Below are 25,528 nucleotides of genomic sequence, written 5' to 3' on the forward strand. Positions count from 1 at the left end.
CGCGGACCCCGCCGACGAACTGCCCAGCGACTCGCAGGCCGCCGCCGCCCGCCGCGGCCCCGCCGGACCGGGCCGCTTCATGGGCGGCCAGGGCACCGAGAAGTCCATGGACTTCAAGGGCTCCGGCAAACGACTGCTCTCCCTGCTGCGCCCCGAACGCAACCTGATCTCCGGCGTGCTGGCCCTCGGCGTGCTCAGCATCGGCTGCGCCGTCACCGGCCCCAAGGTCCTCGGCAACGCCACCGACCTGATCTTCGCCGGCGTCGTCGGCGCCCGCTTCGAACCCGGCACCTCCAAGGCGCAGATCGTCGAAGGGCTGCGCGCCCACGGCGAGGGCGGCGTCGCCGGCCTGCTCTCCTCGGTGGACTTCACCCCCGGCCAGGGCATGGACTTCGGCGCCATCGGCACCGTCCTGCTCTGGGTGCTGGTCATCTACCTCGCCTCCGCCCTGTTCGGCATCGTCCAGGGCCGGCTGGCCACCGCGGCGATCCAGCGGGCCGGCTACCGGCTGCGCCAGGACGTCGAGGCCAAACTCGCCCGGCTGCCGCTCAGTTACTTCGACAAGCAGCCGCGCGGCGAGGTGCTCAGCCGGGTCACCAACGACATCGACAACATCAGCCAGTCCATGCAGCAGACCATGGGACAGGTCGTCAACTCGCTGCTCACCGTGGTCGGCGTGCTGGCGATGATGTTCTGGATCTCCCCGCTGCTGGCGACGATCGCCCTGGTCTCGGTGCCGCTGTCGGTGGTCGTCGCCGCCAAGGTCGGCAAGCGGGCGCAGCCCCAGTTCGTCCAGCAGTGGAAGTCCACCGGCCAACTCAACGCGCACATCGAGGAGATGTACACCGGCCACACCCTGGTCAAGGTGTTCGGCCGCCAGCGCGAGTCCGCCGAGACCTTCCGCGAGCACAACGAGGCGCTGTACACCTCCAGCTTCCGGGCGCAGTTCATCTCCGGGATCATCCAGCCCGCGATGATGCTCATCGGCAACCTGCAGTACGTGCTGGTCGCGGTCGTCGGCGGCCTGCGGGTGGCCAGCGGCGCGCTGTCCATCGGCGACGTGCAGGCGTTCATCCAGTACTCGCGGCAGTTCAGCCAGCCGCTCACCCAGGTCGCCAGCATGGCCAACCTGGTGCAGTCCGGGGTCGCCTCCGCCGAGCGCGTCTTCGAGCTGCTGGACGCCCCCGAGCAGACCCCCGAGCCGGCCGTGTCCGAGCGGCCCGACACCATCCACGGCCGGGTCGCCTTCCAGGACGTGTCCTTCCGCTACGACCCCGAGAAGCCGCTCATCGAGGACCTCTCGCTCAAGGTCGAACCCGGCCAGACCGTCGCCATCGTCGGCCCCACCGGCGCCGGCAAGACCACCCTGGTCAACCTCCTGATGCGGTTCTACGAAGTCAGCTCCGGGCGGATCGCCCTCGACGGGGTCGACGTCTCCGCGATGTCCCGCGAGGAACTGCGCTCCGGCATCGGCATGGTGCTCCAGGACACCTGGCTGTTCGGCGGCACCATCGCCGACAACATCGCCTACGGCGCCCAGGGAGCCACCCGCGAGCAGGTCGTCGAGGCCGCCAAGGCCGCCCACGTCGACCGCTTCGTGCGCACCCTGCCGGACGGCTACGACACCGTCATCGACGACGACGGCGCCGGGGTCAGCGCGGGCGAGAAGCAGCTGATCACCATCGCCCGGGCGTTCCTCGCCCAGCCGTCGATCCTCGTCCTGGACGAGGCGACCAGCTCCGTCGACACCCGCACCGAGGTGCTGATCCAGCGGGCCATGGCCCGGCTGCGCACCGGCCGCACCAGCTTCGTGATCGCGCACCGGCTCTCCACCATCCGGGACGCCGACGTGATCCTGGTGATGGAGAACGGCTCGATCGTCGAACAGGGCTCGCACGACGAGCTGATCGCCGCGGACGGCGCCTACGCGCGGCTGTACCAGGCGCAGTTCGCGGAGGCCGTGGCCGAGGTGGACTGACCGTCGCACACCGCGTGCCGAGCCGGGGCGGACAACCGCCCCGGCTCCTCGTCCGCGGCGCGCCGCGATGGCCCGCTCCGGCGGGGAGAACGAGGAGGGGCCCGGGCGGTTGTCCGCCCGGGCCCCTCTCACGCGCCTGTGGTTACTTCTTTTCCTTCGGCGCCTCGGCGTCGGTGGACAGCGCGGCGATGAAGGCCTCCTGCGGGACCTCCACGCGGCCGACCATCTTCATCCGCTTCTTGCCTTCCTTCTGCTTCTCCAGCAGCTTGCGCTTACGCGAGATGTCACCGCCGTAGCACTTGGCGAGGACGTCCTTGCGGATCGCGCGGACCGTCTCACGGGCGATCACCCGGGAGCCGATGGCCGCCTGGATCGGCACCTCGAACTGCTGGCGCGGGATCAGCTTCTGCAGCTTGCCCGCCATCATCACGCCGTAGCCGTAGGCCTTGTCCTTGTGCACGATCGCGGAGAAGGCGTCCACCGCGTCGCCGTGCAGCAGGATGTCGACCTTCACCAGCTGGGCGGACTGCTCGCCGATGGGCTCGTAGTCGAGCGAGGCGTAGCCGCGGGTCTTGGACTTCAGCTGGTCGAAGAAGTCGAAGACGATCTCGGCGAGCGGCAGGGTGTAGCGCAGCTCGACCCGGTCCTCGGACAGGTAGTCCATGCCCTGAAGGTTGCCGCGGCGGGACTGGCAGAGCTCCATGATCGCGCCGACGAACTCGTTGGGCGCCAGGATGGTGCCGCGCACGACCGGCTCGTACACCTCGGCGATCTTGCCGGTCGGGAACTCGCTCGGGTTGGTGACGGTGTGCTCGGTGCCGTCCTCCATGATCACCCGGTAGACCACGTTCGGGGCGGTGGAGATCAGGTCGAGGTTGAACTCGCGCTCCAGGCGCTCCCGGATGATCTCCAGGTGCAGCAGGCCGAGGAAGCCGCAGCGGTAGCCGAAGCCGAGCGCGACCGAGGTCTCCGGCTCGTACACCAGCGCGGCGTCGTTCAGCCGCAGCTTGTCCAGGGCGTCGCGCAGCAGCGGGTAGTCCGAGCCGTCCAGCGGGTACAGGCCGGAGAACACCATCGGGCGCGGGTCCTTGTAGCCGCCCAGCGCCTCGGTCGCACCCTTGTGCATCGAGGTGATGGTGTCACCGACCTTGGACTGCCGGACGTCCTTCACGCCGGTGATGATGTAGCCCACCTCGCCGACGCCCAGGCCGTCGGCGACCTTCGGCTCGGGCGAGATGACGCCGATCTCCAGCAGCTCGTGGGTGGCGCCGGTGGACATCATCGCGATCCGCTCGCGCTTGGTGAGCTGCCCGTCCACGACACGCACGTAGGTGACCACGCCGCGGTAGGAGTCGTACACCGAGTCGAAGATCATCGCGCGGGCCGGGGCGTCCTTGACGCCGACCGGGGCCGGGACGGTGTTGACGATGTGGTCCAGCAGGTCCTCGACGCCGAGGCCGGTCTTGGCGCTGACCTGCAGCACGTCCGAGGGGTCGCAGCCGATGATGTGCGCGATCTCCGCCGCGTACTTCTCCGGCTGGGCGGCCGGCAGGTCGATCTTGTTCAGCACCGGGACGATCGTGAGGTCGTTCTCCAGCGCCAGGTACAGGTTGGCGAGGGTCTGCGCCTCGATGCCCTGGGCCGCGTCGACCACCAGGATGGTGCCCTCGCAGGCCGCGAGGGAGCGGGACACCTCGTACGTGAAGTCCACGTGGCCGGGGGTGTCGATCATGTTGAGGATGTGCGTCGTCCCGGCACTCGGACCGGTGTTCGGCGCCCACGGGAGGCGGACCGCCTGCGACTTGATGGTGATGCCGCGCTCGCGCTCGATGTCCATGCGGTCGAGGTACTGGGCGCGCATCTGCCGCGGGTCGACGACGCCCGTGATCTGCAGCATCCGGTCTGCGAGCGTCGACTTGCCGTGGTCGATGTGGGCGATGATGCAGAAGTTGCGGATCAGCGCCGGGTCGGTACGGCTGGGCTCTGGCACATTGCTGGGGGTCGCGGGCACCTTGGTCCGATTCTCCGTTGGTCCGGGGCCGGGGGTGTCCTGGTCATCGCTGACCGGTTTTCCCGGGGACCGGACAGTCTCGTCCGATCGAAATAGTTCCTCCCATCCTCCCACGACCACGGCGCGAGCCGCCGTTCGGTCCGCCCGGACCTTCTCCGGGCCCGCGCCAGGCGGCAGGATGGCACCCCGTGATCCTCGAAAGCGCACTGCTCGACGTCCTGCCCGGCCAGGAGGACGAGTTCCTCGCCGCCTTCGCCGAGGCCCGGCCCCTGATCGCCGTCCAGCAGGGCTTCCGCTCCCTGCGACTGCGGCGCTGCCTCGACGAAGGACGCGGCTCGCGATTCCTCCTCCAGGTGGAATGGGAGACGCTCACGGACCACACCGAGGGCTTCCGCGGCTCCGCCGAGTACCGGCGCTGGCGGGAGCTGCTGCACCGCTTCTACCGGCCGTTCCCGGAGGTCGAGCACTACGGGGAGCCGGTGCTCAGTGCGTAGGCGACCCACTGCGGGGCCGGGCGCCCGGTTTGGGGCGGGTGGCGGGCCCCTGGTAGCGTGGGCTGCTGCACCTGGCCCCGGCATGCCCTCTCAGCTGCCCGGTGGCCGCGCGGTGCAGCCCGTTCAATCCTTTTAGACAAGACTGAGGCTCCTTCGTGGCGAACATCAAGTCCCAGATCAAGCGCAACAAGACCAACGAGAAGGCGCGCCTGCGCAACAAGGCCGTCAAGTCCTCGCTGAAGACCGCCCTGCGCAAGGCCCGTGAGGCCGCTGCCGCCGGCGAGACCGAGAAGGCCACCGTGCTGGCCCGCGCCGCCTCCAAGGCGCTGGACAAGGCCGTGAGCAAGGGCGTCATCCACGCCAACCAGGCCGCCAACAAGAAGTCGGCCATCACCAAGCGCGTCAACGCGGCCGTCCAGGCCTGACGCCTCGGGGGCCTCGGCCCCCACCGCCTCGGGGCGGACCCGGCCCTCTACCCGGACCCCTGAGGCGCGCGAGACTCGCACCGCACGCGGCCTGCGTTCGCCACGCGGGTGCGGTGCACGAAGCAGTACGACAGGCGCCGTAGTCGGCCTCTCCCCAGAGGCCCACTGCGGCGCCTGTCGCGTTCCGTGGCCCGGCCGCTCGTCGTCGACCGGTCACGCGCGAGCGGGGCTCCGGACGGCGCTGCGGGCCGACGCCGGGGAGGCCGTCCGCTCGATGGGCGCGTAGGCGGTGGCGGGCGGGTCCGGCTCGGTGACCGGGCAGGCGGGTAGCCGGGTCCGGCTCGGTTCGGTTCGGGTCCGGCTCGGTTCGGGTCCGGCTCGGTTCGGGTCCGGCTCGGTTCGGGTCCGGCTCGGTTCGGGTCCGGCTCGGTTCGGTGGCCGCGCCGCCGCTAGTACGCCGGGCGGGACCCGGCCCGGGCCGCCCGGGCGACGGCCACCACCGCGCGCTCCAGCGCGAAGGCCGGATCGTCCGAACCACCCTTGACGGCGGCGTCGGCCTGGGCGATCGCGGTCAGCGCGGTGGCCACCCCGTCGCCCGTCCAGCCGCGCATCTGCTGGCGCACCCGATCGACCTTCCACGGCGGCATGCCCAACTCGCGGGCCAGGTCGGCCGGACGCATGTTCCGCCCGGTGGTCGCCAACCGCCCGATGCTGCGCACGCCGGAGGCCAGCGCGTAGGTGATGCCGGTCGGCGGCTGGCCCACCGCCAGCGCCCAGCGCAGCCGCTCCAGCGCCTCCGCGGCCCGGCCGGTGACCGCCAGATCGGCCACCTCGAAGCCCGTCGCCTCGGCCCGGCCGCTGTAGTAGCGGGCCACCACCGTCTCGTCGATCGCGCCCTCGACGTCCGAGGTGAGCTGGCTGCACGCGGCCGCCAGCTCCCGCAGGTCGCTGCCGAGCGAGTCCAGCAGGGCCTGGCAGGCCTCCGGCGTCGCCGAGCGGCCCAGCGTACGGAACTCGCCCCGGACGAAGGCCAGCCGCTCGTTCGCCTTGGTCAGCTTCGCGCACGCCACCTCGCGACCGCCCGCCTTGCGCCCGGCGTCCAGCAGGCCCTTGCCCTTGGCGCCGCCCGCGTGCGCCAACACCATGATCACTTCTTCGGCCGGCGCCTCGATGTACGCCTTGACCTCCTTCACCGAGTCGGCGGAGAGGTCCTGCGCGGCCCGCACCACGATCACCTTGCGCTCGGAGAACAGCGACGGCGTGGTCAGCTCGGCCAGGCTGCCCGGCTGCAGGCCGCCGGGCGGCAGATCCCGCACGTCGGTGTCCGGGTCCGCCGCCTTCGCCGCCGCCACCACCTGGGCGACCGCGCGGTCCAGCAGCAGCTCCTCCTGGCCGACCGCGAGGGTCAGCGGGGCGAGCAGGTCGTCGGGTGCACTCTTCCTGGCCATCGCCTACCAGCATCCCACGGGGCACGGACACTCCCGCCCGGGGCGACCCCGGCCCTCCGGCCCGCCGATCCCGCCTCTCCGGCCCGACCTGCCCGACCCGGCCTGCCGGACCCGACCTGCCCGACCGCGCCGGTCACCCGACCTGGACAATGGTCCGGTGACCGAGAACCACACCACCGACCTGCCGGACGTCAACGACCCGCACGCCCGGCAACTGCTCGTCCTGCCCGACCGCGACGCCGCTGAGGACGCCTCCGAGGAGCTCAGCGCCGCCCACCCCGACCTCGGCGAGCTCGACCTCGTCCGGGACGCCCTGGCCGGCGAGGACGACGCCGAGGACGCCCAGTGGCTGGTCGTCGTCGAGCCCCCGGAGGACGGCTGGACCCCGGCCCTGCTGCGCGCCCTGGACGCCATCGCCGTCGAGCACGAGGGCTGGCGCGAGGAAGGCTGACCCGGTCGGCCCTGCCAACAGCTCGCGCTTGATGGTCGAGTGCGACGCACCACCGCAGGTGCCCGTACTGCGGCGCGCTCCGGGCGGGGCCCGGAGCGCGCCGCAATCGTTCTCCGGGCCCCGCCCCCCTCCCCTCCCTCCTCCCCACCCCCGCCCCTTTCCCTTCCCCACCTGATGGCTGGGAGGAGAGGAGGGCGGGGTCAGCCGGGCGGGGCTCGCGGGGTGTGCGGGCCCCGCCCGGTACGGGAGTCGGACGCTCCGTCCGCAGCGTGCGAGCGGGGCTTGCGCGCCTCGTGCGCGGCCTGCGGGTGCACGGACACCCCGAGGACGGCCGGCGAGCCACCCGTCACCGCGATGTCGCCCACCCGATCGGTGCGCAGCACACTCGCGCCCAGCGCGCGCAGCCGGTCCACCGTCCGCACGGACGGATGCCCGTACGCGTTTCCCTCGCCGCACGAGATCAACGCCAGCCGAGGACGCAACACACCGGTCAAAGCCCAGTCCTGATGTGCCGATCCGTGGTGCGCCACCTTCAGGACGTCCACCCGCCCCAACCGGCCCAGCAGCGCCGACTGGGCAGGCGGTTCGAGGTCACCGAGCAACGCCATCCGCAGTCCGCCCGCCACCGTCACCACCACCGCGACGCTCGCGTTGTTCGCCCCCGGCGCCTCGACAGCCGCCCCGGCGTCGGGCCAGACCACCTCCCAGGACAACCCCGGTCCCACCGAGCGCCGTTCACCGCGCCCCGCACGCAGCAGCGGGACTCCGGCACCGGCCGCCCAGCCCGCTACCCGGGCCGCCTCACCCGGTGGATCGTCCAGGGTCGTGCCCTCGATCGCTCCGACCCGGCGGCCCCGGACCACCCCCGGCACACCTTCGACGTGATCGGCGTGGAAGTGCGTCACCACCAACAGCGGCACTTCCGAGACACCCAGATCCCGCAGGCACCTGTCAGCGGCGTTCGGATCCGGCCCCGCGTCGACCACCACCGCACTGTCCGGCGCACCGGCCGCGAGCACCAGCATGTCCCCTTGGCCCACGTCGCACATCACCATCCGCCACCCCGGCGGCGGCCAGCCGGTCGCGATCCGGGTGAGCTGCGGTGGCCGCAGCAGCACGGCCAGCAGGACCACGAGCAGGACCCCCGTCACCAGCGCCCGCACCCACCGCCGCCGAACGCGGACGGGCTTGCCGGACGGCACTCGCCGTGGCAGCAGGAGCGGCATCACCCAGCAGGCCGCCAGGGTGGCCAGCGCGACCGTCACCGTCCCGAACCACCCGCCTGGCCAGGAGAGTTGGCTGCCCGGAAGTTCGGCACCGCGCCGCGCCACCAGGGCGAGCCAGCCGACCGGCACGCCGGCCGGCTCCGCGAGCAGGCGGGCCAGGTCCGGGAGGAGCGGCTGCAGCACGAGCACCCCGAAGCCGAGCAGGGTCGCCGGGGCCACCGCCAGTTCGGCCAGCAGGTTGCACGGGATCGCGACCAGGCTGACGTGCCCGGACAGCACCACCGTCACCGGCGCGCACAGGGCCTGGGCGGCGGCCGTCGCCGCCAGGGCACCCGCCAGGTGGTGCGGCCAGCGCCGGGACCGCAGCGCCTCGGCCCAGTGCGGCCCGAGGACGAGCAGCCCGGCCGTGGCGAGCACCGAAAGCAGGAATCCGAAGGAACGCGCCAGGAACGGGTCGAGCAGGACGAGCACCAGTACCGCCCCGGCGAGCGCCGGCACCGCCTGCCGGGGCCGGCCGGTGGCCAGGGCGAGCATGCCGATCAGCCCCGTCCCGGCCGCGCGCAGGACGCTGGGCTCCGGCCGGCAGACGGCGACGAAGGCCAGCGTCAGCGCCGTCCCGAGCAGCGCACTGGTGCGCAGCGAGAGCCCCAGCAGCGCGGCCAGCCCGCGCCGTTCCGGGGTGCCGGCCTGCCCCGGGGCGCCCAGCAGCGCGCCGAGGACGATCGCCAGGTTGGCCCCGCTCACCGCCACCAGGTGCACCAGGTCGGTGGCCCGGAAGGCGTCCTCAAGGTCGTCGGGCAGTCGCGAGGTGTCCCCCACGACCAGGCCCGGGAGCAGTCCGCGCGCGTCCGGCGGGAGCCCGTCGCTGGCCGTGCGCAGACCGGCACGCAGCCGCCCGGCGATCCGCTGCGGCAGGCTCGGCGGCGCGAGGTGCCGGGGCGGGCCGTGGACGACCAGCAGCGCCGCGCACTCGGTGTCGTAGCCGTCTCCTGCGGGCCGCACCTCGGCCTCCACCGCCAGCCGCTCCGACGGGAGCAGCCCCTGCCAGGGCCCGGATTCCGCGCCTCGGACCATGACGGTCACCGGGGTCCGCGTCCGGGTGCTCCGCCCGTCCGGCAGGAGCGTGACCCGGTCGGCCACCGCGTCGACGGTGAGGAGGGTCTGCCCGCCGGTGGTCCCGCCCCGGGCCGCGTGGGCCTTCGGGTCCCCGGCGACGGTCAGCTCGGCCTCCACCACCCGAGCGGGCTCGCCCGGGGACCGCGGCGGGGCGTGCTCGGCCGCTCGGACGAGCTCCGGCAGCGGCCCCCGGTGCAGATCGGCGGTGTGCAGCGGGGTCGCCACCGCGGCGGCGGCTCCGGTGAGCAGGACGGCGGCCAAGGTCACCGCCGCCGCGCGTCGGCGCAGGAGCGCGGGCCTGACGAGCAGCAGGACGGCCGCCGGCGCGGCGGCACCCGCCAGAACGAAGGCGAGGACGTCGTACCCCGGCTCCAGGCCGAGGAGCGCGGCCGTCACCACCCAGGCCGAGACGGCGGGAAGCAGCAGCCGGAAGTCGGCACCGGTGGAGCGGTTCGGCAGGTTCGGTTCGGCGGTGGCGGGCATGGCGGTACCTCCCTTCGACGGGTGGCGGCGACGGACGAACGACGACGGACCATGACGGATGGGCGGGAGAACAGGCGGGCAAGGGGACGGGCGGGGAGGTCAAAGAGTCAGCAGCGGACGGAGTTCCGCGAACGTGCGCGCCCCGATGCCGCTGACCTGCCGGAGCTGGTCGAGCGTGCGGAACGAGCCGTGCGACGTGCGGTAGGCGAGGATGCGCTGGGCGAGGGTCGGGCCGACGCCGGGGAGGGTGTCGAGCTGTTCGAGGCCGGCGCGGTTGAGGCTGACGGGCGGTCTGGGCGTGCCGGCCGCCGGCGGTCCGTTGCCGGCTCCGGCGCCCGGAGCGGAGGCCTGAGCCGGCTCGCCGACCAGGATCTGTTCACCGTCCGTCAGCACCCGGGCCAGGTTGAGGCTTCGGGTGTCCGTCTCCGGCAGCGGACCGCCCGCCGCCCGTAGGGCGTCGGCCACCCGCGAGCCGCCGGGCAGGGTGTGCAGGCCGGCGAGGTGCACCCGCCCGCCGATGTCGACCACGACGACCGCCCCGCTCCCGGGGCCGACGGGGTCGGCCGTCGAGACGGTGGCCGGGCCCGATGCCGGAGCCGGTACGGATGCGGATGTTGCCCCCGCCGCCCCCTCCGCCCCCGGTGAATCCGGTGAGACCGGTGAAACTGGTGAGCCCGGGGCGGAGGCCAACGCCGGCACGGCCACCGCCTGCGGTCTGGCCAGCCAGAAGTGCTGCACGGCGTAGCCGACCGCGAACAGCAGCAGGACGGCCAACCCGGCCACCGCCCGCCGGTCGAGCGCCATCGCCGAGCCGAATCGAAGGCCCGACCCGGCCCCCGGCTCCGGCGGATCCGCGTCACCGCCCGCCCTGACCGGCTCCAACGGCGCAGCTGGCACAGGCGGCGCAGGCCCCGCCGGCGGAGGCCGCTTCCCCGCCCCGGACGGAACCGCGCCCGAAGGCGGCCCGGTCGCCGCGAGCGCGCCCACCGCGACACCGGAGCCCACCGGCCCGCCGACCCCGGCCCCGGCCCCGGCCCCTGCCCCTGCCCCTGCCCCTGCCCCTGCCCCTGCCCCATCGCCCACGGCGCTGCCACCGCCGCTCGGCAGCAGCGCCGCCATCCGCAGCCGGACGGTCTCGTTGATCTCGTGGCGCTTCGCCGCGCCCAGGCCCATGGTCGTCATGCCGAGAACGGTAGGAGTCCTCGGCAGAGTGCGCAGAAATTACCGAACCCCTGTGGATAACTCGGGGGTTGTGGACAAAACAGATCACTCACACGAGTGATCGGTATCGCGAAGAGTTGACCAGAGCCCGCGACGCGACGCGCCCGGCCCGCTCAGCTCAGCTCAGCGCGGCGCGACGACCACCGCGAGCAGCCCCGGCCCGACGTGCGCGCCGATCACCGCCCCCACCTCGCCCACGTACAGCTCCCGCAGCCCCGGCACCCGGGCCCGCAGCCGCTCCGCGAGCGGCTCGGCCCGTTCCTCGGCCGCCAGGTGGTGCACGGTGATGTCGACCTCCCCGCCCCCCGACCGCTCGACCGCGATCTCCTCCAGGCGCGCGATCGCCCGCGACGCGGTGCGCACCTTCTCCAGCGGTTCGATCCGCCCCCCGTCCAGGTGCAGCAGCGGCTTGACCGCCAGCGCCGACCCGAGCAGCGCCCGCGCCGCCCCGATCCGGCCGCCCCTGCGCAGGTGTTCCAGGGTGTCGACGTAGAAGAATCCGCTGGTCACGGCCGCCCGCCGGGTGGCGGCCTCGGCCGCCGCCGCCAGGTCCCGCCCGGCCGCGATCGCCTCGGCCGCCGCCAGCACCGCGTATCCGAGGGCCATGCCGACCAGGCGGCTGTCCACCACCCGCACGGGCACCGGCGCCTCGGCGGCCGCCAGCCGGGCGGCCTCCACCGTGCCGGACAGCTCGCCGGAGATGTGCACCGAGACGATGCCCTTCGCCCCGGCCTCGGCGGCGGCCCGATAGGCGGCGGCGAAGGCCTCGGGGTTCGGTCGGGAGGTCGTCACCCGCTGCCTGTCGCGCAGCGCCTCGGCGACGTCCTTGGGGGAGATCTCGACGCCTTCGCACAGGACCGCGTCACCGACCGCGACGCTCAGCGGGACCACCGTGATCCCGTACCGGTCGAGGGTCTCCTGCGGCAGGTAGGCCGTGGAGTCGGTGACAAGTGCGAGGTCAGAGGGCATGAGGCGGAGATTACTCCCCGTTCGTCCGGGAGGACAGCGCCCGGGTGCGAGCCCCGAAGGGCCCCGCGGGCACCGCCGGAACAACCGCGCAGCACCTGCCGAAACACGGCCGCGGCACCCGACGCGGGGTGCTCAGCCCGCCGTCGGCCCTGCCGACGGCTTCCGCAGCCGCTGGGCCAGCTTGGCCAGCGGGTCGGCGAGCCCGAGCAGTTCCTCCGCGCTCGGGCGCCCCTTCCCCTCCGTCAGCCCGGCCCGCGCAGCACCGCCGGAGGCCGCCCCTGACCGCGTACCCGCAGACGCGGACGCGGAGCCAGAGGAGCCAGAGGAGCCGGAGGCGGCAGCGCCAGCAGCGGAGCCCCCGGAGGAGGACGCGGACGACGACTCCCCCGAGGTGTCCCAGTGCCGCAGCGCCCCCGCCTCGCTCTCGCACTCCTGGCTGAGCCGGCTCAGCTCGTCGTCCGCGAACCGGTGCATCCGGTCCTGCGCGGCCCAGCGCATGGTCTCCGCGGAGTGGGTGATCCGTTCGGCGCGCTCGCGCAGCTCCGGCAGCTTGGCCGCGATCCGCGCGGTGTCCGGCTCCCGCTCCAGCATCCGCAGTTCGCCGTCGAGTTCGGCGGCGTGTGTGTCGAGCCTGCCGAGCAGGGCGAGGGACTCGCCGAGCTGGCCGTCCTGGGGGAGGCCGCTCTCCAGCACCTGCCGGGTGCCGTCGAGCGAGGTGCGCAGGCCGAGCCGGACGGCGGCGATCTGGCCGGGCGGTCCGACCTTGGTGAAGGTCTTCGCCTTGAGGCCGGCGTTCTCCACGGCGCGCCGGGCGTTGGCCTCGTGCCGCCCGATCTTCGTGGCGACGGCCTTCGCCGCCTTGACCGTGCCGACCACGGCCAGGACGAACGCCGCGATCCCGAAGAGCAGGACCAGGCCGATCATCACGCCGAACGCGTTCATCGCGAGCCACCTTCCGCCACCGTTTCGGCCCCCACCGGACCCAACGCGGGCCGCACTGCCGAGGGTTCCACGGTAGCCGCCGGATCGGGTCCGGAGCGGACGGAACGGGCCCGGGCGGTGGAGATCAGGGACAGATCGGGGATCTCCCCGAGGGTTCGCGGGTCCTCCCGAGGGCCCGGGTACGAGCAAGGGCGGGCGTCCCGAAGGACACCCGCCCCAGCAGCGTCGGCCGGCCGACTGACAACCAGCCGACCTCGGCCTCAGCCGGTGACGATGTTCACCAGCTTCGGCGCCCGCGCGATCACCTTGCGCACCGGCGCCCCGCCGATCGCCGCGACGACGGCCGGGTCTGCCAGCGCCAGCGCCTCCAGCTCGGCGTCCGAGATCGTCGGCGCGACCTCCAGCCGGGCCTTCACCTTGCCCTTGAGCTGCACCACGCAGGTCACCGTCTCGTCCACCACGTACGCCGGGTCGGCGACCGGGTAGTCGGTGTGCGCCAGCGACTCGCCGTGGCCCAGCCGGCGCCACAGCTCCTCGGCGATGTGCGGGGCCAGCGGCGCGACGATCAGGACCAGCTGCTCGGCCACGGCACGCGGCGTGGAGCCGCGCTTGACCAGGTAGTTGTTCAGCTCGATCGCCTTGGCGACGGCCGTGTTGAACCGCAGCCCGGCCATGTCGCCGCGGATGCCGTCGATCGCCTTGTGCAGGGCACGCAGCGTCGCCTCGTCCGGCTCCTCCTCGGTGACGACCAGGTCGCCGGTGGCCTCCGAGACGACGTTGCGCCACAGCCGCTGCAGGAAGCGGTACGAGCCGACGACGGCGCGGGTGTCCCAGGGGCGGGAGACGTCCAGCGGGCCCATGGACATCTCGTACAGGCGCAGCGTGTCGGCGCCGTACTCGTCGGCGATCTCGTCGGGGGCGACTGCGTTCTTCAGGGACTTGCCCATCTTGCCGGCCTCGCGCTTGACGGCCTCGCCCTGCCAGAAGTACTGGCCGTCGCGCTCCTCGACCTCGGCGGCGGGCACCGGGAAGCCGCGCTCGTCTCGGTAGACGTCGGCGGTGATCATGCCCTGGTTGAACAGCTTGTGGAACGGCTCGACGGACGAGACGTGGCCCAGGTCGTGCAGCACCTTGTGCCAGAAGCGCGCGTACAGCAGGTGCAGCACGGCGTGCTCGGCACCGCCGACGTACAGGTCGGCGCCGCCGGCCGGCTTGGTGGCCGTGGGGCCCAGCCAGTACTTCTCGTTGGCCGGGTCGACGACCGCCGAGGAGTTCGACGGGTCGACGTAGCGCAGCTCGTACCAGCACGAACCCGCCCAGTTGGGCATGGTGTTGGTCTCGCGCCGGTACGTGCGGACGCCGTCGCCCAGGTCCAGCTCGACGTTGACCCAGGCCTCGTTGCGTGACAGCGGGGTCTTGGGCGAGGAGGTGGCGTCGTACGGGTCGTAGGTGTGCGGCGAGTAGTCCTCGACCTCGGGGACCTCGACCGGCAGCATCGACTCGGGCAGCGCGTGCATGACGCCGTCCTCGTCGTAGACGATCGGGAAGGGCTCGCCCCAGTACCGCTGGCGGCTGAACAGCCAGTCCCGCAGGCGGTAGTTGACGGTTCCCTCGCCGATGCCGCGCTCGGCCAGCCAGGCGGTGACGGCGGCCTTGGCGTCGACGACGCTCAGCCCGTCCAGCGTCAGCCCGTCCCGGGAGGAGTTGACGATGGCGGAGTCGTAGGTGTCGAAGGCGTCGTCCCAGGCGGCCGGGTCCTCGCCGCGCCCGTCGGTGGGCTGGACGACGCAGCGCATCGGCAGCGCGAAGGCGCGGGCGAAGGCGAAGTCGCGGTGGTCGTGGGCGGGGACGGCCATGATGGCGCCGGTGCCGTAGCCCATCAGCACGTAGTCGGCGATGAACACCGGGACGGACGCGCCGCTGACCGGGTTCACGGCGTAGGCGCCGGTGAAGACGCCGGTCTTGACCTTGGCCTCGACCTGCCGCTCGACGTCCGACTTGGCGGCGGCGGTGGCCCGGTAGGCGGCGACGGCCTCGGCGGGGGTGGCGGCGCCGCCGGTCCACTCGGCGGGCACGTCCGCGGGCCAGGCGGCCGGGACGATCGAGTCGACCAGGCCGTGCTCGGGGGCCAGCACCATGTAGGTGGCGCCGAACAGGGTGTCGGGCCGGGTGGTGAAGACGGTGATCTTCTCGTCGGAGCCGACGGCGAAGTCGACCCGGGCGCCCTCGGAGCGCCCGATCCAGTTGCGCTGCTGCAGCTTGATGGCCTCGGGCCAGTCCAGCAGGTCCAGGTCGGAGATCAGACGGTCGGAGTACGCGGTGATGCGCATCATCCACTGGCGCAGGTTGGACTTGAACACCGGGAAGTTGCCGCGCTCGGAGCGGCCGTCCGCGGTGACCTCCTCGTTGGCCAGGACGGTGCCCAGGCCGGGGCACCAGTTGACCGGCACCTCCTTGGAGTACGCCAGCCGGTACTCGCCCAGCAGTTCGTCGCGCTCGGCGGCGGACAGGTCGGCCCACGGGCGCCCGTCCGGGGTCGGCTTCGTGCCGGACTCGAACCGGGCGATCAGCTCGGCGATCGGCCGGGCCCGGCCGGCCTGCTCGTCGTACCAGGAGTTGAAGATCTGCAGGAAGATCCACTGGGTCCAGCGGTAGTACTCCGGGTCGATCGTGGAGATCGAGCGGCGCGGGTCGTGGCCCAGGCCCAGCCGGCGCAGCTGCTGGCGCATGTTGGCGATGTTGGCCTCGGTGGAGACCCGCGGGTGGGTGCCGGTCTGCACCGCGTACTGCTCGGCGGGCAGGCCGAACGCGTCGTAGCCCAGCGTGTGCAGCACGTTGTGGCCGGTCATCCGCTGGTAGCGGGCGTAGACGTCGGTGGCGATGTAGCCCAGCGGGTGGCCGACGTGCAGGCCCGCGCCCGAGGGGTACGGGAACATGTCCATGATGAAGCTGTGCGGCTTCGCGGCGACGTCACCGGCCGCCGGGTCGGCCAGCGCACCGGCGGGGTTGGGGGCGTTGAAGGTGCCCTCCTTCTCCCAGAGGTCCTGCCAGCGGGACTCGATCTCCGCCGCCAGCGCGGCGCTGTACCGGAACGGCTCGGTCGCGGTCTCGGCCGTGCCGGACGCAGGGGTCGTCTCGCTCATGGTCCTTCAAGCTCCATCGATGTCAGTTGGCGAACCGCGGACACGGCCGGCCCGTGCACGGGGGCGGAAAACAAAAAATCCCCTCGCAGGAGGGGACGCCACGCCGACTCCGGCACCGCCCGAGGGCGTAACCGGTCCTGGTCAGCGCGGCCGGCTAAGGAGCAGGCGCACGGTTCGCATGGGCTCAGGGTACCGCAAGCGGATCAGGGCGCTCCCGGGTATCCACCGGGGCCCGACGGCCCCCCGGGCCCGCCCCCGCACGGACCGTCGACCTGAGAAGCCCTGCCGAAGCCACCCCCACCGCACGCAGGCCTCACCGCCCCGCCGACGCCGCCGCCCGCGTCGCCGCGTCGAAGTCGCGCAGCGCCCGCGCCAGCCGCTCGGACTGCATGCCCGCCGCGAGCGCCCGGGCGAGCGACGCCGTGCGGGCGGCCTCCCGCTGGTCGCCGAGGCGCCGGTGGGTCTCGGCGAGGCGGACCATCAGCAGCGCCTTGGACCGCCCGCGGCCGGCCCCCAGCCCGGCGACGGCCTCGGCGAGCAGCGCCTTGGCCATCCGGTGCTGGCCCAGTGCCAGCCGCCCCTCCCCCACCATCCCGGCGAGTTCGGCGCGGGCCGCCTCCGTGCCGGGCACGCCGTCGAGTTCGGCGAAGGCCCGGGCGGCGGCGGCCTCGGCCTGCTCGGCCTCGCCCCGGCGGCCGTGCGCGCGGGCGATCCGGCCGAGTTGCCGGGCCCGTCCGGCGGGGCTCAGTACGGAGCCGTGCCGCGCCAGGGCGGTGTTGAGCGCGGCGACGGCGTCCAGGCCGCGTCCGCCGGCGCCCTGGGTGGCGAGCACCACCAGGCCGCCGAGCACGGCGACGCCGAGCCGGGCGTCGCCGCTGACGTGGGCGGCCCGCAGGGCGGCGACGAAGGCGCGCTGGGCGGCCGCGTCGTGGCCGAGGTCGTACGCGGCCCAGCCGGCCAGCCGGGCGAGCCGGCTGGCCGTGCCGTACAGCTCGCGGCCGACCCGTTCGTCGTAGGCGCCGAGTTCCAGCAGCTTGGCCAGCATGGCGAGTTCGGCCCGGGTGGGGCCGAGGACGAGCCCGCCGCCGCAGGAGCGTTCGAGCCGCTGCTTGCTGCGGTAGGACAGGCCGAGGTCGCCGACGAGGCCGGGGTCGATGCGCAGCGCCCCTTCCCCGCCCCCGACGGGCGGGGGCGGGGAGGCGAGCCGTTCGGCGGCCTGGTCGAGGTCGGCGCCGCGGAAGAGGTCGGTGAGGCGGACGGGCCCGGCGTCGGTGGCGGCCTCGCGCAGCGCGGTCTGGGCGGTGTCGGCGGTCCACGGGTCGGTGAGCAGCCGGGGCGAGAGGATCTTGGCGCCGCGGTGGCCGCCCATCCGGCCCCAGAGCTGTTCGTAGGTGACGGCGATGCCGAGGGTGCGGCTGAGCACTTCGCAGACGGTCTGGTCGTGCGGGCTGCGCGGCACCATGCCGCGGTCGCGCCACTTGTAGGGGGCGGTGGAGCTGATGGCCAGGCCTGGCGGCAGGGCGAGGCTCACCTCGCGGGCGAGCCGTTCCGGACTCCAGCCGAGCTGGTGCAGTATCCGGGCCAGTTCCTCGTTCCGCCTTCTCTCCAGATCGGCCATGGAACGACGGTAGCGGTCTTTCCCGCCCTTCCGCCGGTGGCGTGCACAGAACGCCGAAGGGCCGCCTCCCATTTCGGGAGGCGGCCCTCGACTTCTGTGGAGCTACGGGGAATTGAACCCCGGACCTCTTGCATGCCATGCAAGCGCTCTACCAACTGAGCTACAGCCCCTTGACCTGCGACGTCACCGGGGGCTTTCGACCGTTTCCGTCCGGTTTCCCTCGGCGACATCGACTACTTTACACGGTCCCGGGGGTGCTCCACGAATCCGTTCCCGGGGGCCCGCGTTCCCGCCCTCCCAGGCCCGCGCTCCCCCACCCCCGAGACCCGCAGGGCCCGCACCCCACCCCGGAGGCGGCCCGACAACGCGAGAGGCCGCCACCCGATGGGTGACGGCCTCTCAACTACTGTGGAGCTACGGGGAATTGAACCCCGGACCTCTTGCATGCCATGCAAGCGCTCTACCAACTGAGCTACAGCCCCGCGACACGGGCGCTCCTGATCGAACAGGATCGCTGGTGCGGAGTGGAGCTATGGGGAATTGAACCCCAGACCTCTTGCATGCCATGCAAGCGCTCTACCAACTGAGCTATAGCCCCGCAGTCGTCGGATCTCCCGCTTCCCTTCCGGGCCGCGTTCCTTCCCTGCGAACGAGGAAAACTCTAGCTGGTCAGGCCCGGAACTGCGAAATCCGCCCCTGTGAAGCCCCTGCACGCCCCCTGGCGAGCCCCTGCATGCCCGCACCCCACCCCACCCCGCGACACGCCCGTCGCTCAGGTGTCGTCGCCGATGACCGGCTGCGGGAGCGTGCCCGCGTTGTGCTCCAGCAGGCGCCAGCCGCGCGCCCCCTGCCCGAGCACCGACCAGCAGCAGTTGGACAGCCCGCCGAAGCACTCCCACTGGACCGGGTCCAGGTCCAGCAGCCGCCCGAGCATGGTGCGGATGGTGCCGCCGTGGCTGACCACCACCAGCGTCCCGTCCTCCGGCAGCTTGTCGACGGCCTCCAGCACGACCGGCACCGAGCGGTCGGCGACCTCGGTGGCCAGTTCTCCGCCGCCGCGCCGCACCGGCTCGCCAGCCGCCCAGGCCGCGTACTCCTCCGGGAAGCGGTCACGGATCTCGGCGTTGGTCAGGCCCTGCCAGGAGCCCGCGTAGGTCTCCCGCAGGCCCTCGTGGTGCTGCACGTCGAGGCCGGTGACCTTGGCCAGTTCCTCGGCCGTGCGCTTGGCCCGGGTGAGGTCGGAGGAGATCAGCAGGTCGGGGCGCAGGCCGGAGAGCAGCCGGGCCGCCCGCTGGGCCTGGAGGACGCCCTGGCCGGTCAGTTCGATGTCCGTGGTGCCCTGGAAGCGGGACTCCAGGTTCCACGAGGTCTGGCCGTGGCGCCAGAAGACGACGCGCGGCCCCCGCCCGTCCCGGCTCAGTGCAGGTCCTCGGGCTTGCCGAAGTCGTCGGCCGGGGCGACCACGTTGCCGGCCTCGTCGGTGTGGGCGTCGGGCCGGTTGCGCGTGGCCAGGGCGTCTTCGGGCAGCGGCAGCTCGGGGCAGTCCTTCCAGAGGCGGTCCAGCGAGTAGAAGGAGCGCTCCTCGGAGTGCTGGACGTGCACGACGATGTCCAGGTAGTCGAGCAGGATCCAGCGGCCGTCGCGCTCGCCCTCGCGGCGCACCGGCTTGATGTCCAGCTGCTCGCGCAGCTGGTCCTCGATCTCCTCGGCGATCGACCGGACCTGGCGGTCGTTGTTGGCGGAGGCGATCAGGAAGGCGTCGGTGATCGACAGCACCTCGCTGACGTCGAAGGCGATGATGTTGTGCGCGAGCTTGTCGGCCGCCGCCTGCGCGGCGACGGTGATGAGCTGCTGGCTGTGGTCGGTGACGGTCACGGTGTTCTTCCGGATCGGCGGCTTGGGGGGCGACCCCTGGCTCCTGGCCGGGGGTCGCCTTCCAGGATCTCACGCCGCCCGGGCGGCCCCGGAACGCTTTTCCGGGGCCGCCCGGGCCGGAGGCCGCGGCCTACTGGCTCTTCGGCGGCTGGTAGTCCTTGCCGAGCACGACCACCAGGTCCGCGTTCTGGGCGTCGGCGACCTTCTTCACCGCCGTGTCCGGCAGTCCGAGGCTGATCGCCAGCGACTTCGCCGCGGCCTGCCGGGCGTCGTCGGTGTAGCGGATCTCACTGGCGGCCTGCGCGGCGGTCTTGGAGCCGGGCAGGAAGGTCAGGCCGGAGTTCACGATCTGGACCTGTGCGGCGGCCGCCGCCTGGTCGTTGCCGGTGGCGTCCTGGAGCGAGACCCGGGCGGGGGCGTCGGCGGAGGCCGCGGACTTCACGGTGCCGCCGAGCACGTCCTTGACCTGCTTGCCGGCGGTGGCGTCGTCCAGGCCGCCGTCCGGTTTGACGGTCAGCGCGGTGGTGCCGAGGTGGCCGTCCTTCGCCTGCTGGGCGAGCTGGGCGAGCACCCCGGCGAGGGCGTCCTCGGGCAGCGAGGGGTCGAGCACCGCGTTCATCCGGTGCACGTCGTCCTTGGCGTCCTTGAACTCGGTGGGCATGGTGCGCACCACCGCGTCCATCACCTGTCCGAACCGGGCCAGTTGGGCGTCCCGGCTCTCGCCGGACGCCTGGAGGGTGGCGTAGGCGACCGCGGCCTTCCCGTTCAGCAGGGTGTTCTTGCCGGCCGCGGACAGCAGCTTGCCGTCCGGCTTGCCGCCCTCGTGGGTCTCGGCGTTGGTGTCGACCCGGACGCCGCCGAGCTGGGAGACCAGCATCTCCAGGTAGGGGGTGTCCAGCCGCCAGGTGCCCGCGACCGGGGCGCCGAGCACGGTGGACAGGCCGTCGCGGGTCGCGGAGGCGCCGATGCTGTCCATGGCCTGGCCGACGGTGGTGACCGGCGGGTCGCCGGGGCCGGGCAGCCGCAGGGTGTCGGGCAGCAGGAGCACGGTGCCCTTCTTCCCGGTGGAGTCGTTGACCAGCAGCGCGCTGGAGACCTTGCCCTGGAGGTCGCGCAGGTGGACCACGTTGACCTGGCGCGGACCGGCCGCGCTCGCCGCGGTCTGCTTGTCGCCGGTGAACCAGAGGTAGCCGCCGGTGCCGGCCGCCGCGAGCGCCACCACCACGCCGAGGCCGATCAGCCGGTTGCGCAGCCGGCGGCGGCGCTCGGCGCGCACCTCGCTGCGGGACTCGGCGAACTTCAGCCAGTCGATGACGTCCTCGGACTCCTCCTCCTCGTCGACGAAGGTGAACTCGTCCGTGGGGTAGTCGTCCTTGGCGGCCTTGCCTCCACCCTTGCCGCCGGGCTTGCCGGCCCGGGCCCCGCCGACCAGTTCGGACGGCGGCTCGGGCTTGGCGCCCGCCGCCTCGGCGGCGGGCCGGGGCACGCGCGGGCGCGACGGCGCGGGGGCGACGGGGGCGGGCGCGGCGGCCTCGGGCTCGACCGCCGCCGGCGAACCCGCCGCCGGCGCGGCCGGGTAGGCCTGCTGCTGGTAACCGCCCCCGGCCTCCGGCCCGGCCGACCCCCATCCCCCGTACGCCGGGTCCTGGTAGCCGTAGCCCCCCTGCTGCTGGTACGCCTGCGCGGGCTGCCCAGGCTGCACCGGCTGCCCGTACTGGTCGTACTGCTGGTCGTACTGCTGCTGCGGGGGCTGCTGGTACGCCTGGTACGGCTGCTGCTCCTGGTAGCCGCCGTACGGGTCCCCCGTGTACACCGGCTGCCCGTACTGGTCGTACTGCTGCTGGTCGTACTGCTGCTGCGGAGGCTGTTCAGGCTGCTGCTGGTACCCCTGGTACTGCTGGTACTGCCCGGTCGACCAGTCCTCCGGCTGCTGCTGGTGCCGCTGGCCTCCGCCGCTTCGCTCGGTCACGCCCGCTCCTGGTCAGGTCCGGTGCGGCGCGTAGAGCGCCCGCTTGTCGATGTAGCGGACCACGCCGTCCGGGACGAGGTACCAGACCGGTTCGCCCTTGGCGACCCGGTTGCGGCAGTCCGTGGAGGAGATGGCCAGCGCGGGGACCTCGACCAGGGAGACCCCGCCCACCGGGAGCCCGGCGTCCGACAGGGTGTGTCCCGGGCGGGTGCACCCGATGAAGTGCGCGAGCGAGAAGAGCTCGTCGGAGTCGCGCCAGGAGAGGATCTGGGCGAGCGCGTCGGCGCCGGTGATGAAGAAGAGGTCGGCGTCCGGGTGCCGGGAGTGCAGGTCTCGCAGGGTGTCGACGGTGTACGTCGGGCCCTCGCGGTCGATGTCGATCCGGCTGACCGAGAACTGCGGGTTCTCGGCGGTGGCGATGACCGTCATCAGGTAGCGGTCCTCGGCCGGGGTGACGTGGCGGTCGCTCTTCTGCCACGGCTGCCCGGTCGGCACGAAGATCACCTCGTCCAGGTGGAACGCGCTCGCCACCTCGCTGGCGGCGACCAGGTGGCCGTGGTGGATCGGGTCGAAGGTGCCGCCCATCACCCCGAGGCGCTTCTTCACCGGTTCCGGTCCGCCGGGATTCCCGGCCTGCTCTCCCATGCCGCCACACCTTACGCGACGCCCGTTACGGTGCGGGAACGCCCGGGTGGGGGTTGTCCGAAGACGCGTGAGGGAGCGGCCGGCCGGTACGCCGGACGCTCCCCGAGCGGCCCCGGGAGGCGGCTCAGCGGTCCCGGTTGAAGCGGGTGGTCACGAAGAGCAGGAGCGCCAGGATGAACAGTGCGGCGCCACCCGTCAGGTACGGGTTCAGGCTCTCGTGGTTGCCCCCCTCGCTCTCGGCGAGCAGGTTCAGGACGGGGAGTGCGGCGGCAGTGTTCATGGTCGGCGGGACCTTCTCGGCTCGGGTGAACGGACCAGGGGTTCTTCCGGGCCCGTGAAGGCCCACCTGTCATCGTACGGGGGCTTACCCGGCAACCGCTCGGCGGCCCACCGCCGCTGACCGGGCGTGAGCCTGAACCGGGGCGTCGGCGCTCAGTTGCCGCGGAAGGCCCGCGCCATGATCCAGACCAGCAGGCCGACGCCGACGAACGACGCCACCACGATGATCCGCAGGAACAGGCCCGGGCCGGCCTCGTTGGAGATGGGTGCGGCCAGGCTGACAAGCGCGTCGGTGGACATCTGCGGGGCTCCTCGAACTGCTCGGTACCGGGGCCGGGTCCGGTCTCGGTTCTCCAGGGCATTCAGGGTAGACCGGCCTCACACCGGCGGCGCCCACCGGCCCCTGCGGCGTGGCCCGGCCCGCGCGTACGCTGCCGGTGGGGACGAGTACGCAACCGCGGACGTTGCAAGGACAGTCGTTGCAGGCGTAGACCAGCGGGGGCCGGCCGCCGAGCCGGGGCCGCCGTCGACCAGGAGGTACTCAGACCATGACCGACCCGACCGCGAAGACCCCGAGCCGGCGCCGCCAGCGCTTCCCCGACATCTCCACCCGCGCCTGGGAGCACCCCGCGGACCGTTCCGCCCTGGTCGCCCTGCGCAAGCTCACCGGCTTCGACGACGTCCTGCGCAAGCTCGCCGGGCTGGTGTCCGAGCGCTCGATCCGGCTGATGTTCCTGGCCACCGCCGTGAAGACCTCCGAGCGCCAGTTCCCCGAGCTGTACGACATGGTGCGCGACGCCGCCTACGTGCTCGACCTGGAGCAGGTCCCGGACCTGTACGTCACCCAGGACCCGACGGTCAACGCGTACTGCATCGGCATCGACACCCCGATCATCGTGATCACCAGCGGCCTGATCGAGCTGCTCGACGAGGAGGAACTGCGCTCGGTCATCGGCCACGAGGTCGGCCACGCGATGTCCGGCCACGCGGTCTACCGGACGATGCTGATGATCCTCACCAACATCGCCACCCGGGTCGCCTGGGTGCCACTCGGCAACCTGGCGATCATGGCGATCGTCACCGCGCTCAAGGAGTGGTTCCGCAAGGCCGAGCTGTCCAGCGACCGGGCCGGCCTGCTCGCCGGGCAGGACGTCCAGGCGTCCATGCGCGCCCTGATGAAACTGGCCGGCGGGCACAACCTGGCCGAACTGAACGTCGACGCCTTCCTGGAGCAGGCCGAGGAGTACGACAAGGCCGGCGACCTGCGCGACGGCGTGCTCAAGCTGCTCCAACTGCTGCCGCAGAGCCACCCGTTCGCGGTGGTACGGGTCGCCCAGCTGAAGAAGTGGGCGGAGAGCGACGAGTACCGCTCGATCCTGGCCGGCGCCTACCCGCGCCGCACGGACGATCCGGACACCTCGGTCGGCGAGCAGTGGAAGGCCGCCGCCGACCACTACACGACCTCGGTGAAGGAGAGCAAGGACCCGCTGATGGGCCTGATCCGCGACGTGGCCGGCGGCGCCGCGACCGTCGGCGGCAAGCTCCGCGACACCTTCGCCGACACGTTCACCGGCGGCTCCCGCGGCGGTTCCGCCACCCGCGAGGACGGCCGCACCGACCGGGGCGAGCGCACCGACGGCTGACCCGCCGCACCCGCGCCGACGGCCGGTGCGCCCCGCCCGGGGGCACCGGCCGTCGGCCTGCCGGGGCGGGCCTACCCCGGCTGCCAGTGGTACACCGCCACCCCGGCCCCGTCCGCCACCCGCCGGTACCCGCCGCCCTCGACCAGCCCGGCCAGGAACCGCCGCTGCTCCGCCACCGGCACCGGGAAGGCGTCCGGCTCCTCCAGCACCGCCACCCACTCCGCCACCGGCCGCCCCCAGCCGCCCGGCCCGCCCGCCCCGCCCGGCGGCGTCAGGTACGGGAACAGCGACACCGTGCAGCGCCCGGTCAGCTGCGGCGCCAAGCGGTTGGCGGCGGCCACCCGGGCGCCGTCCGGGACGACCGCCAGCACCCGGCGCACCTGCGCCGCCCGCCCGTCGCCCCGCCGGGCGTCCCCCGACAGCACGCCCGCCACCGGGCCGGCTGCGGTCAGCGCCACCGTGACGGCGAGCATCCCCGCCGCCACCGGCAGCCCCCGGCCCAGCCTGCCCAGCCGGGGCAGCCGGGGCAGCAGCAGGCCCACCCCGTGCAGCCCCGCCGTGAACAGCAGCGGCACCAGCACCGCGTCGTAGTGCTGCCCGGTGCGCCAGAACGCCGGGTTGTCCACCCAGAACCGGGCCGCCAGCAGCACGCCCGCCAGCAACACCAGCGGCGAGCGCAGCGCCAGCAGCAGCGTCGGCGCCAGCAGCAGCAGGACGGTCAGCGCCTTGACCGCCGGGAACAGCAGCCGCGCCAGCGGGTTCCCGCCGTCGAACTCCCCCATGTGCGCGTACGTGTACTCGCCGCCGGGGTTGAGCGCCGGGATCACCACCAGGGTGACCAGCAGCCCGGCCGCCACCGCCGCCAGCACGGTGACCGCCCCCAGCCGGCGCCGCCCGCGCCACCACACGTAGCCGCCGACGGCCGCGACCAACAGCGCCTGGTCCTCCTTGACCAGCAACAGCGGCAGCGCCCACGCCACCGCCGGGCCGTACCGCTCCCGGGCCAGCGCCACCAACGCGCACGCCGCGAGCGGCACGGCGAAGACCACCTCGTGGAAGTCGAACGCCACCGCGCTCTGCAACCCCGCCGACAGCCCGTACGCGACCCCGGCGACCGCCCCGCCCGCCGGCCCCAGCACCCGCACCGCGTACGCCGTCACCGGCACCGCGGACAGCGCCACCAGCACCGCCTGCGCCACCAGCAGCGTGCCGGCCCCCGGCCAGAGCCGGTAGAACGGCGCCAGCACCGCCAGCACCGGGCTGAAGTGGTCGCCCAGGAGGTTGAAGCCGGTGCCCTTCAGCGCGACCACCGGCGCTTCGAGCCGGGAGTAGGCGCGCACCGCCTCCTCGAAGATGCCCAGGTCGAAACCCGCACTCTCCAACCGGGCGTGCCGGGTGAGCGAGACGGCCGCGTACAGCGGGGCGAACAGGGCGGCCACCGACCACGGCAGCACACGTCGGAAATCCATGGTCCGGACGCTAGGAATTCCGCACTGAAGGGAAACTGAGGAAAGCTGAGGAAAACTTCAGCTCGGATATCCCGGGCAAGCCGGTCAAGGCCGTTGCGGGAAAACGGAATTCCCCCAAGGATG

At 73.2% G+C, this 25,528-nt stretch carries 20 protein-coding genes and 3 tRNA genes; 5 read left to right on the forward strand and 18 right to left on the reverse strand.

Going from position 1 to position 25,528, the window contains the following annotated elements; genetic code table 11:
- Window positions 1–79 precede the first annotated feature (79 nt).
- On the forward strand, window positions 80–1,978 hold the full coding sequence (locus tag ABT015_RS10040) for an ABC transporter ATP-binding protein (protein ID WP_350878281.1): 1,899 nt from the start codon (window positions 80–82) through the stop codon (window positions 1,976–1,978).
- Window positions 1,979–2,120: 142 nt separating this feature from the next.
- Here ABT015_RS10040 and lepA read toward each other — a convergent pair whose 3' ends face one another.
- On the reverse strand, window positions 2,121–3,989 hold the full coding sequence (lepA, locus tag ABT015_RS10045) for a translation elongation factor 4 (protein ID WP_350878227.1): 1,869 nt from the start codon (window positions 3,987–3,989) through the stop codon (window positions 2,121–2,123).
- A 188-nt stretch (window positions 3,990–4,177) separates the two neighbouring features.
- On the opposite strand from lepA, the gene ABT015_RS10050 reads away from it, so the two are divergent.
- Window positions 4,178–4,483 (forward strand): antibiotic biosynthesis monooxygenase family protein, encoded by a 306-nt coding sequence (locus ABT015_RS10050; RefSeq protein WP_350878228.1) that lies wholly within the window; start codon window positions 4,178–4,180, stop codon window positions 4,481–4,483.
- A 155-nt stretch (window positions 4,484–4,638) separates the two neighbouring features.
- A complete protein-coding gene (rpsT, locus tag ABT015_RS10055; RefSeq protein ID WP_350878230.1) occupies window positions 4,639–4,908 on the forward strand; it encodes a 30S ribosomal protein S20 in 270 nt (89 codons plus the stop codon).
- Between the two features lie 449 nt (window positions 4,909–5,357).
- Here the strand turns inward: rpsT and holA are convergent, their stop codons facing one another.
- Window positions 5,358–6,356 (reverse strand): DNA polymerase III subunit delta, encoded by a 999-nt coding sequence (gene holA, locus ABT015_RS10060; RefSeq protein WP_350878231.1) that lies wholly within the window; start codon window positions 6,354–6,356, stop codon window positions 5,358–5,360.
- Window positions 6,357–6,513: 157 nt separating this feature from the next.
- Between holA and ABT015_RS10065 the strand changes: the two genes are divergently transcribed.
- Window positions 6,514–6,807, forward strand: a complete 294-nt coding sequence (locus ABT015_RS10065) for a hypothetical protein (RefSeq protein ID WP_350878232.1) — start codon at window positions 6,514–6,516, stop codon at window positions 6,805–6,807.
- Window positions 6,808–7,007: 200 nt separating this feature from the next.
- Here ABT015_RS10065 and ABT015_RS10070 read toward each other — a convergent pair whose 3' ends face one another.
- The 15 genes from ABT015_RS10070 to ABT015_RS10140 all read right to left on the reverse strand — a co-directional run bounded on the left by ABT015_RS10070 (window position 7,008) and on the right by ABT015_RS10140 (window position 22,593).
- The gene (locus ABT015_RS10070; RefSeq protein ID WP_350878233.1) at window positions 7,008–9,632 is read right to left on the reverse strand and encodes a ComEC/Rec2 family competence protein; all 2,625 of its coding nucleotides are present in this window, start codon (window positions 9,630–9,632) and stop codon (window positions 7,008–7,010) included.
- A gap of 99 nt (window positions 9,633–9,731) precedes the next feature.
- The gene (locus ABT015_RS10075) at window positions 9,732–10,436 is read right to left on the reverse strand and encodes a helix-hairpin-helix domain-containing protein (protein ID WP_350878234.1); all 705 of its coding nucleotides are present in this window, start codon (window positions 10,434–10,436) and stop codon (window positions 9,732–9,734) included.
- Window positions 10,437–10,976: 540 nt separating this feature from the next.
- Window positions 10,977–11,822, reverse strand: coding sequence for a DegV family protein (locus ABT015_RS10080; protein WP_350878235.1), 846 nt, complete (start codon window positions 11,820–11,822; stop codon window positions 10,977–10,979).
- A 132-nt stretch (window positions 11,823–11,954) separates the two neighbouring features.
- Window positions 11,955–12,764 carry a hypothetical protein gene (locus ABT015_RS10085; protein WP_350878236.1) on the reverse strand — a complete coding sequence of 270 codons (810 nt, stop codon included), beginning with the start codon at window positions 12,762–12,764 and terminating at the stop codon, window positions 11,955–11,957.
- 260 nt (window positions 12,765–13,024) lie between these two features.
- Window positions 13,025–15,907, reverse strand: coding sequence for a leucine--tRNA ligase (gene leuS, locus ABT015_RS10090; RefSeq protein ID WP_350878237.1), 2,883 nt, complete (start codon window positions 15,905–15,907; stop codon window positions 13,025–13,027).
- Window positions 15,908–16,220: 313 nt separating this feature from the next.
- Window positions 16,221–17,525, reverse strand: a complete 1,305-nt coding sequence (locus tag ABT015_RS10095; RefSeq protein ID WP_350878238.1) for an NsdA family TPR-like regulatory protein — start codon at window positions 17,523–17,525, stop codon at window positions 16,221–16,223.
- Between the two features lie 97 nt (window positions 17,526–17,622).
- Window positions 17,623–17,695 (reverse strand) — tRNA-Ala (locus ABT015_RS10100).
- A gap of 239 nt (window positions 17,696–17,934) precedes the next feature.
- Window positions 17,935–18,007 (reverse strand) — tRNA-Ala (locus tag ABT015_RS10105).
- Between the two features lie 43 nt (window positions 18,008–18,050).
- A tRNA-Ala gene (locus tag ABT015_RS10110) sits at window positions 18,051–18,123 on the reverse strand.
- 174 nt (window positions 18,124–18,297) lie between these two features.
- Entirely contained in the window at window positions 18,298–18,945 is a 648-nt protein-coding gene (locus ABT015_RS10115; RefSeq protein WP_350878282.1) for a histidine phosphatase family protein, read from the reverse strand.
- A complete protein-coding gene (rsfS, locus tag ABT015_RS10120; RefSeq protein WP_063347541.1) occupies window positions 18,942–19,400 on the reverse strand; it encodes a ribosome silencing factor in 459 nt (152 codons plus the stop codon). The genes ABT015_RS10115 and rsfS overlap by 4 nt, the downstream gene beginning before the upstream one ends.
- Before the next feature lie 130 nt (window positions 19,401–19,530).
- A complete protein-coding gene (locus tag ABT015_RS10125) occupies window positions 19,531–21,369 on the reverse strand; it encodes an LCP family protein (RefSeq protein WP_350878239.1) in 1,839 nt (612 codons plus the stop codon).
- Window positions 21,370–21,381: 12 nt separating this feature from the next.
- Window positions 21,382–22,014 (reverse strand): nicotinate-nucleotide adenylyltransferase, encoded by a 633-nt coding sequence (nadD, locus tag ABT015_RS10130; protein WP_350878241.1) that lies wholly within the window; start codon window positions 22,012–22,014, stop codon window positions 21,382–21,384.
- Between the two features lie 124 nt (window positions 22,015–22,138).
- The gene (locus ABT015_RS10135) at window positions 22,139–22,294 is read right to left on the reverse strand and encodes a hypothetical protein (RefSeq protein WP_167745857.1); all 156 of its coding nucleotides are present in this window, start codon (window positions 22,292–22,294) and stop codon (window positions 22,139–22,141) included.
- 152 nt (window positions 22,295–22,446) lie between these two features.
- Window positions 22,447–22,593 carry a hypothetical protein gene (locus ABT015_RS10140; RefSeq protein WP_159398425.1) on the reverse strand — a complete coding sequence of 49 codons (147 nt, stop codon included), beginning with the start codon at window positions 22,591–22,593 and terminating at the stop codon, window positions 22,447–22,449.
- A 248-nt stretch (window positions 22,594–22,841) separates the two neighbouring features.
- Here ABT015_RS10140 and ABT015_RS10145 point away from each other — a divergent pair, with 248 nt between their 5' ends.
- Complete coding sequence (locus ABT015_RS10145) at window positions 22,842–23,936, forward strand: M48 family metallopeptidase (protein WP_063347544.1); 1,095 nt, start codon at window positions 22,842–22,844, stop codon at window positions 23,934–23,936.
- A gap of 71 nt (window positions 23,937–24,007) precedes the next feature.
- Here the strand turns inward: ABT015_RS10145 and ABT015_RS10150 are convergent, their stop codons facing one another.
- Window positions 24,008–25,405 (reverse strand): DUF2079 domain-containing protein, encoded by a 1,398-nt coding sequence (locus tag ABT015_RS10150; RefSeq protein WP_350878242.1) that lies wholly within the window; start codon window positions 25,403–25,405, stop codon window positions 24,008–24,010.
- Window positions 25,406–25,528 lie beyond the last annotated feature (123 nt).

It is taken from the genome of Kitasatospora sp. NPDC094016 (genome assembly GCF_040304045.1).
Classification (GTDB): Bacteria; Actinomycetota; Actinomycetes; order Streptomycetales; family Streptomycetaceae; genus Kitasatospora.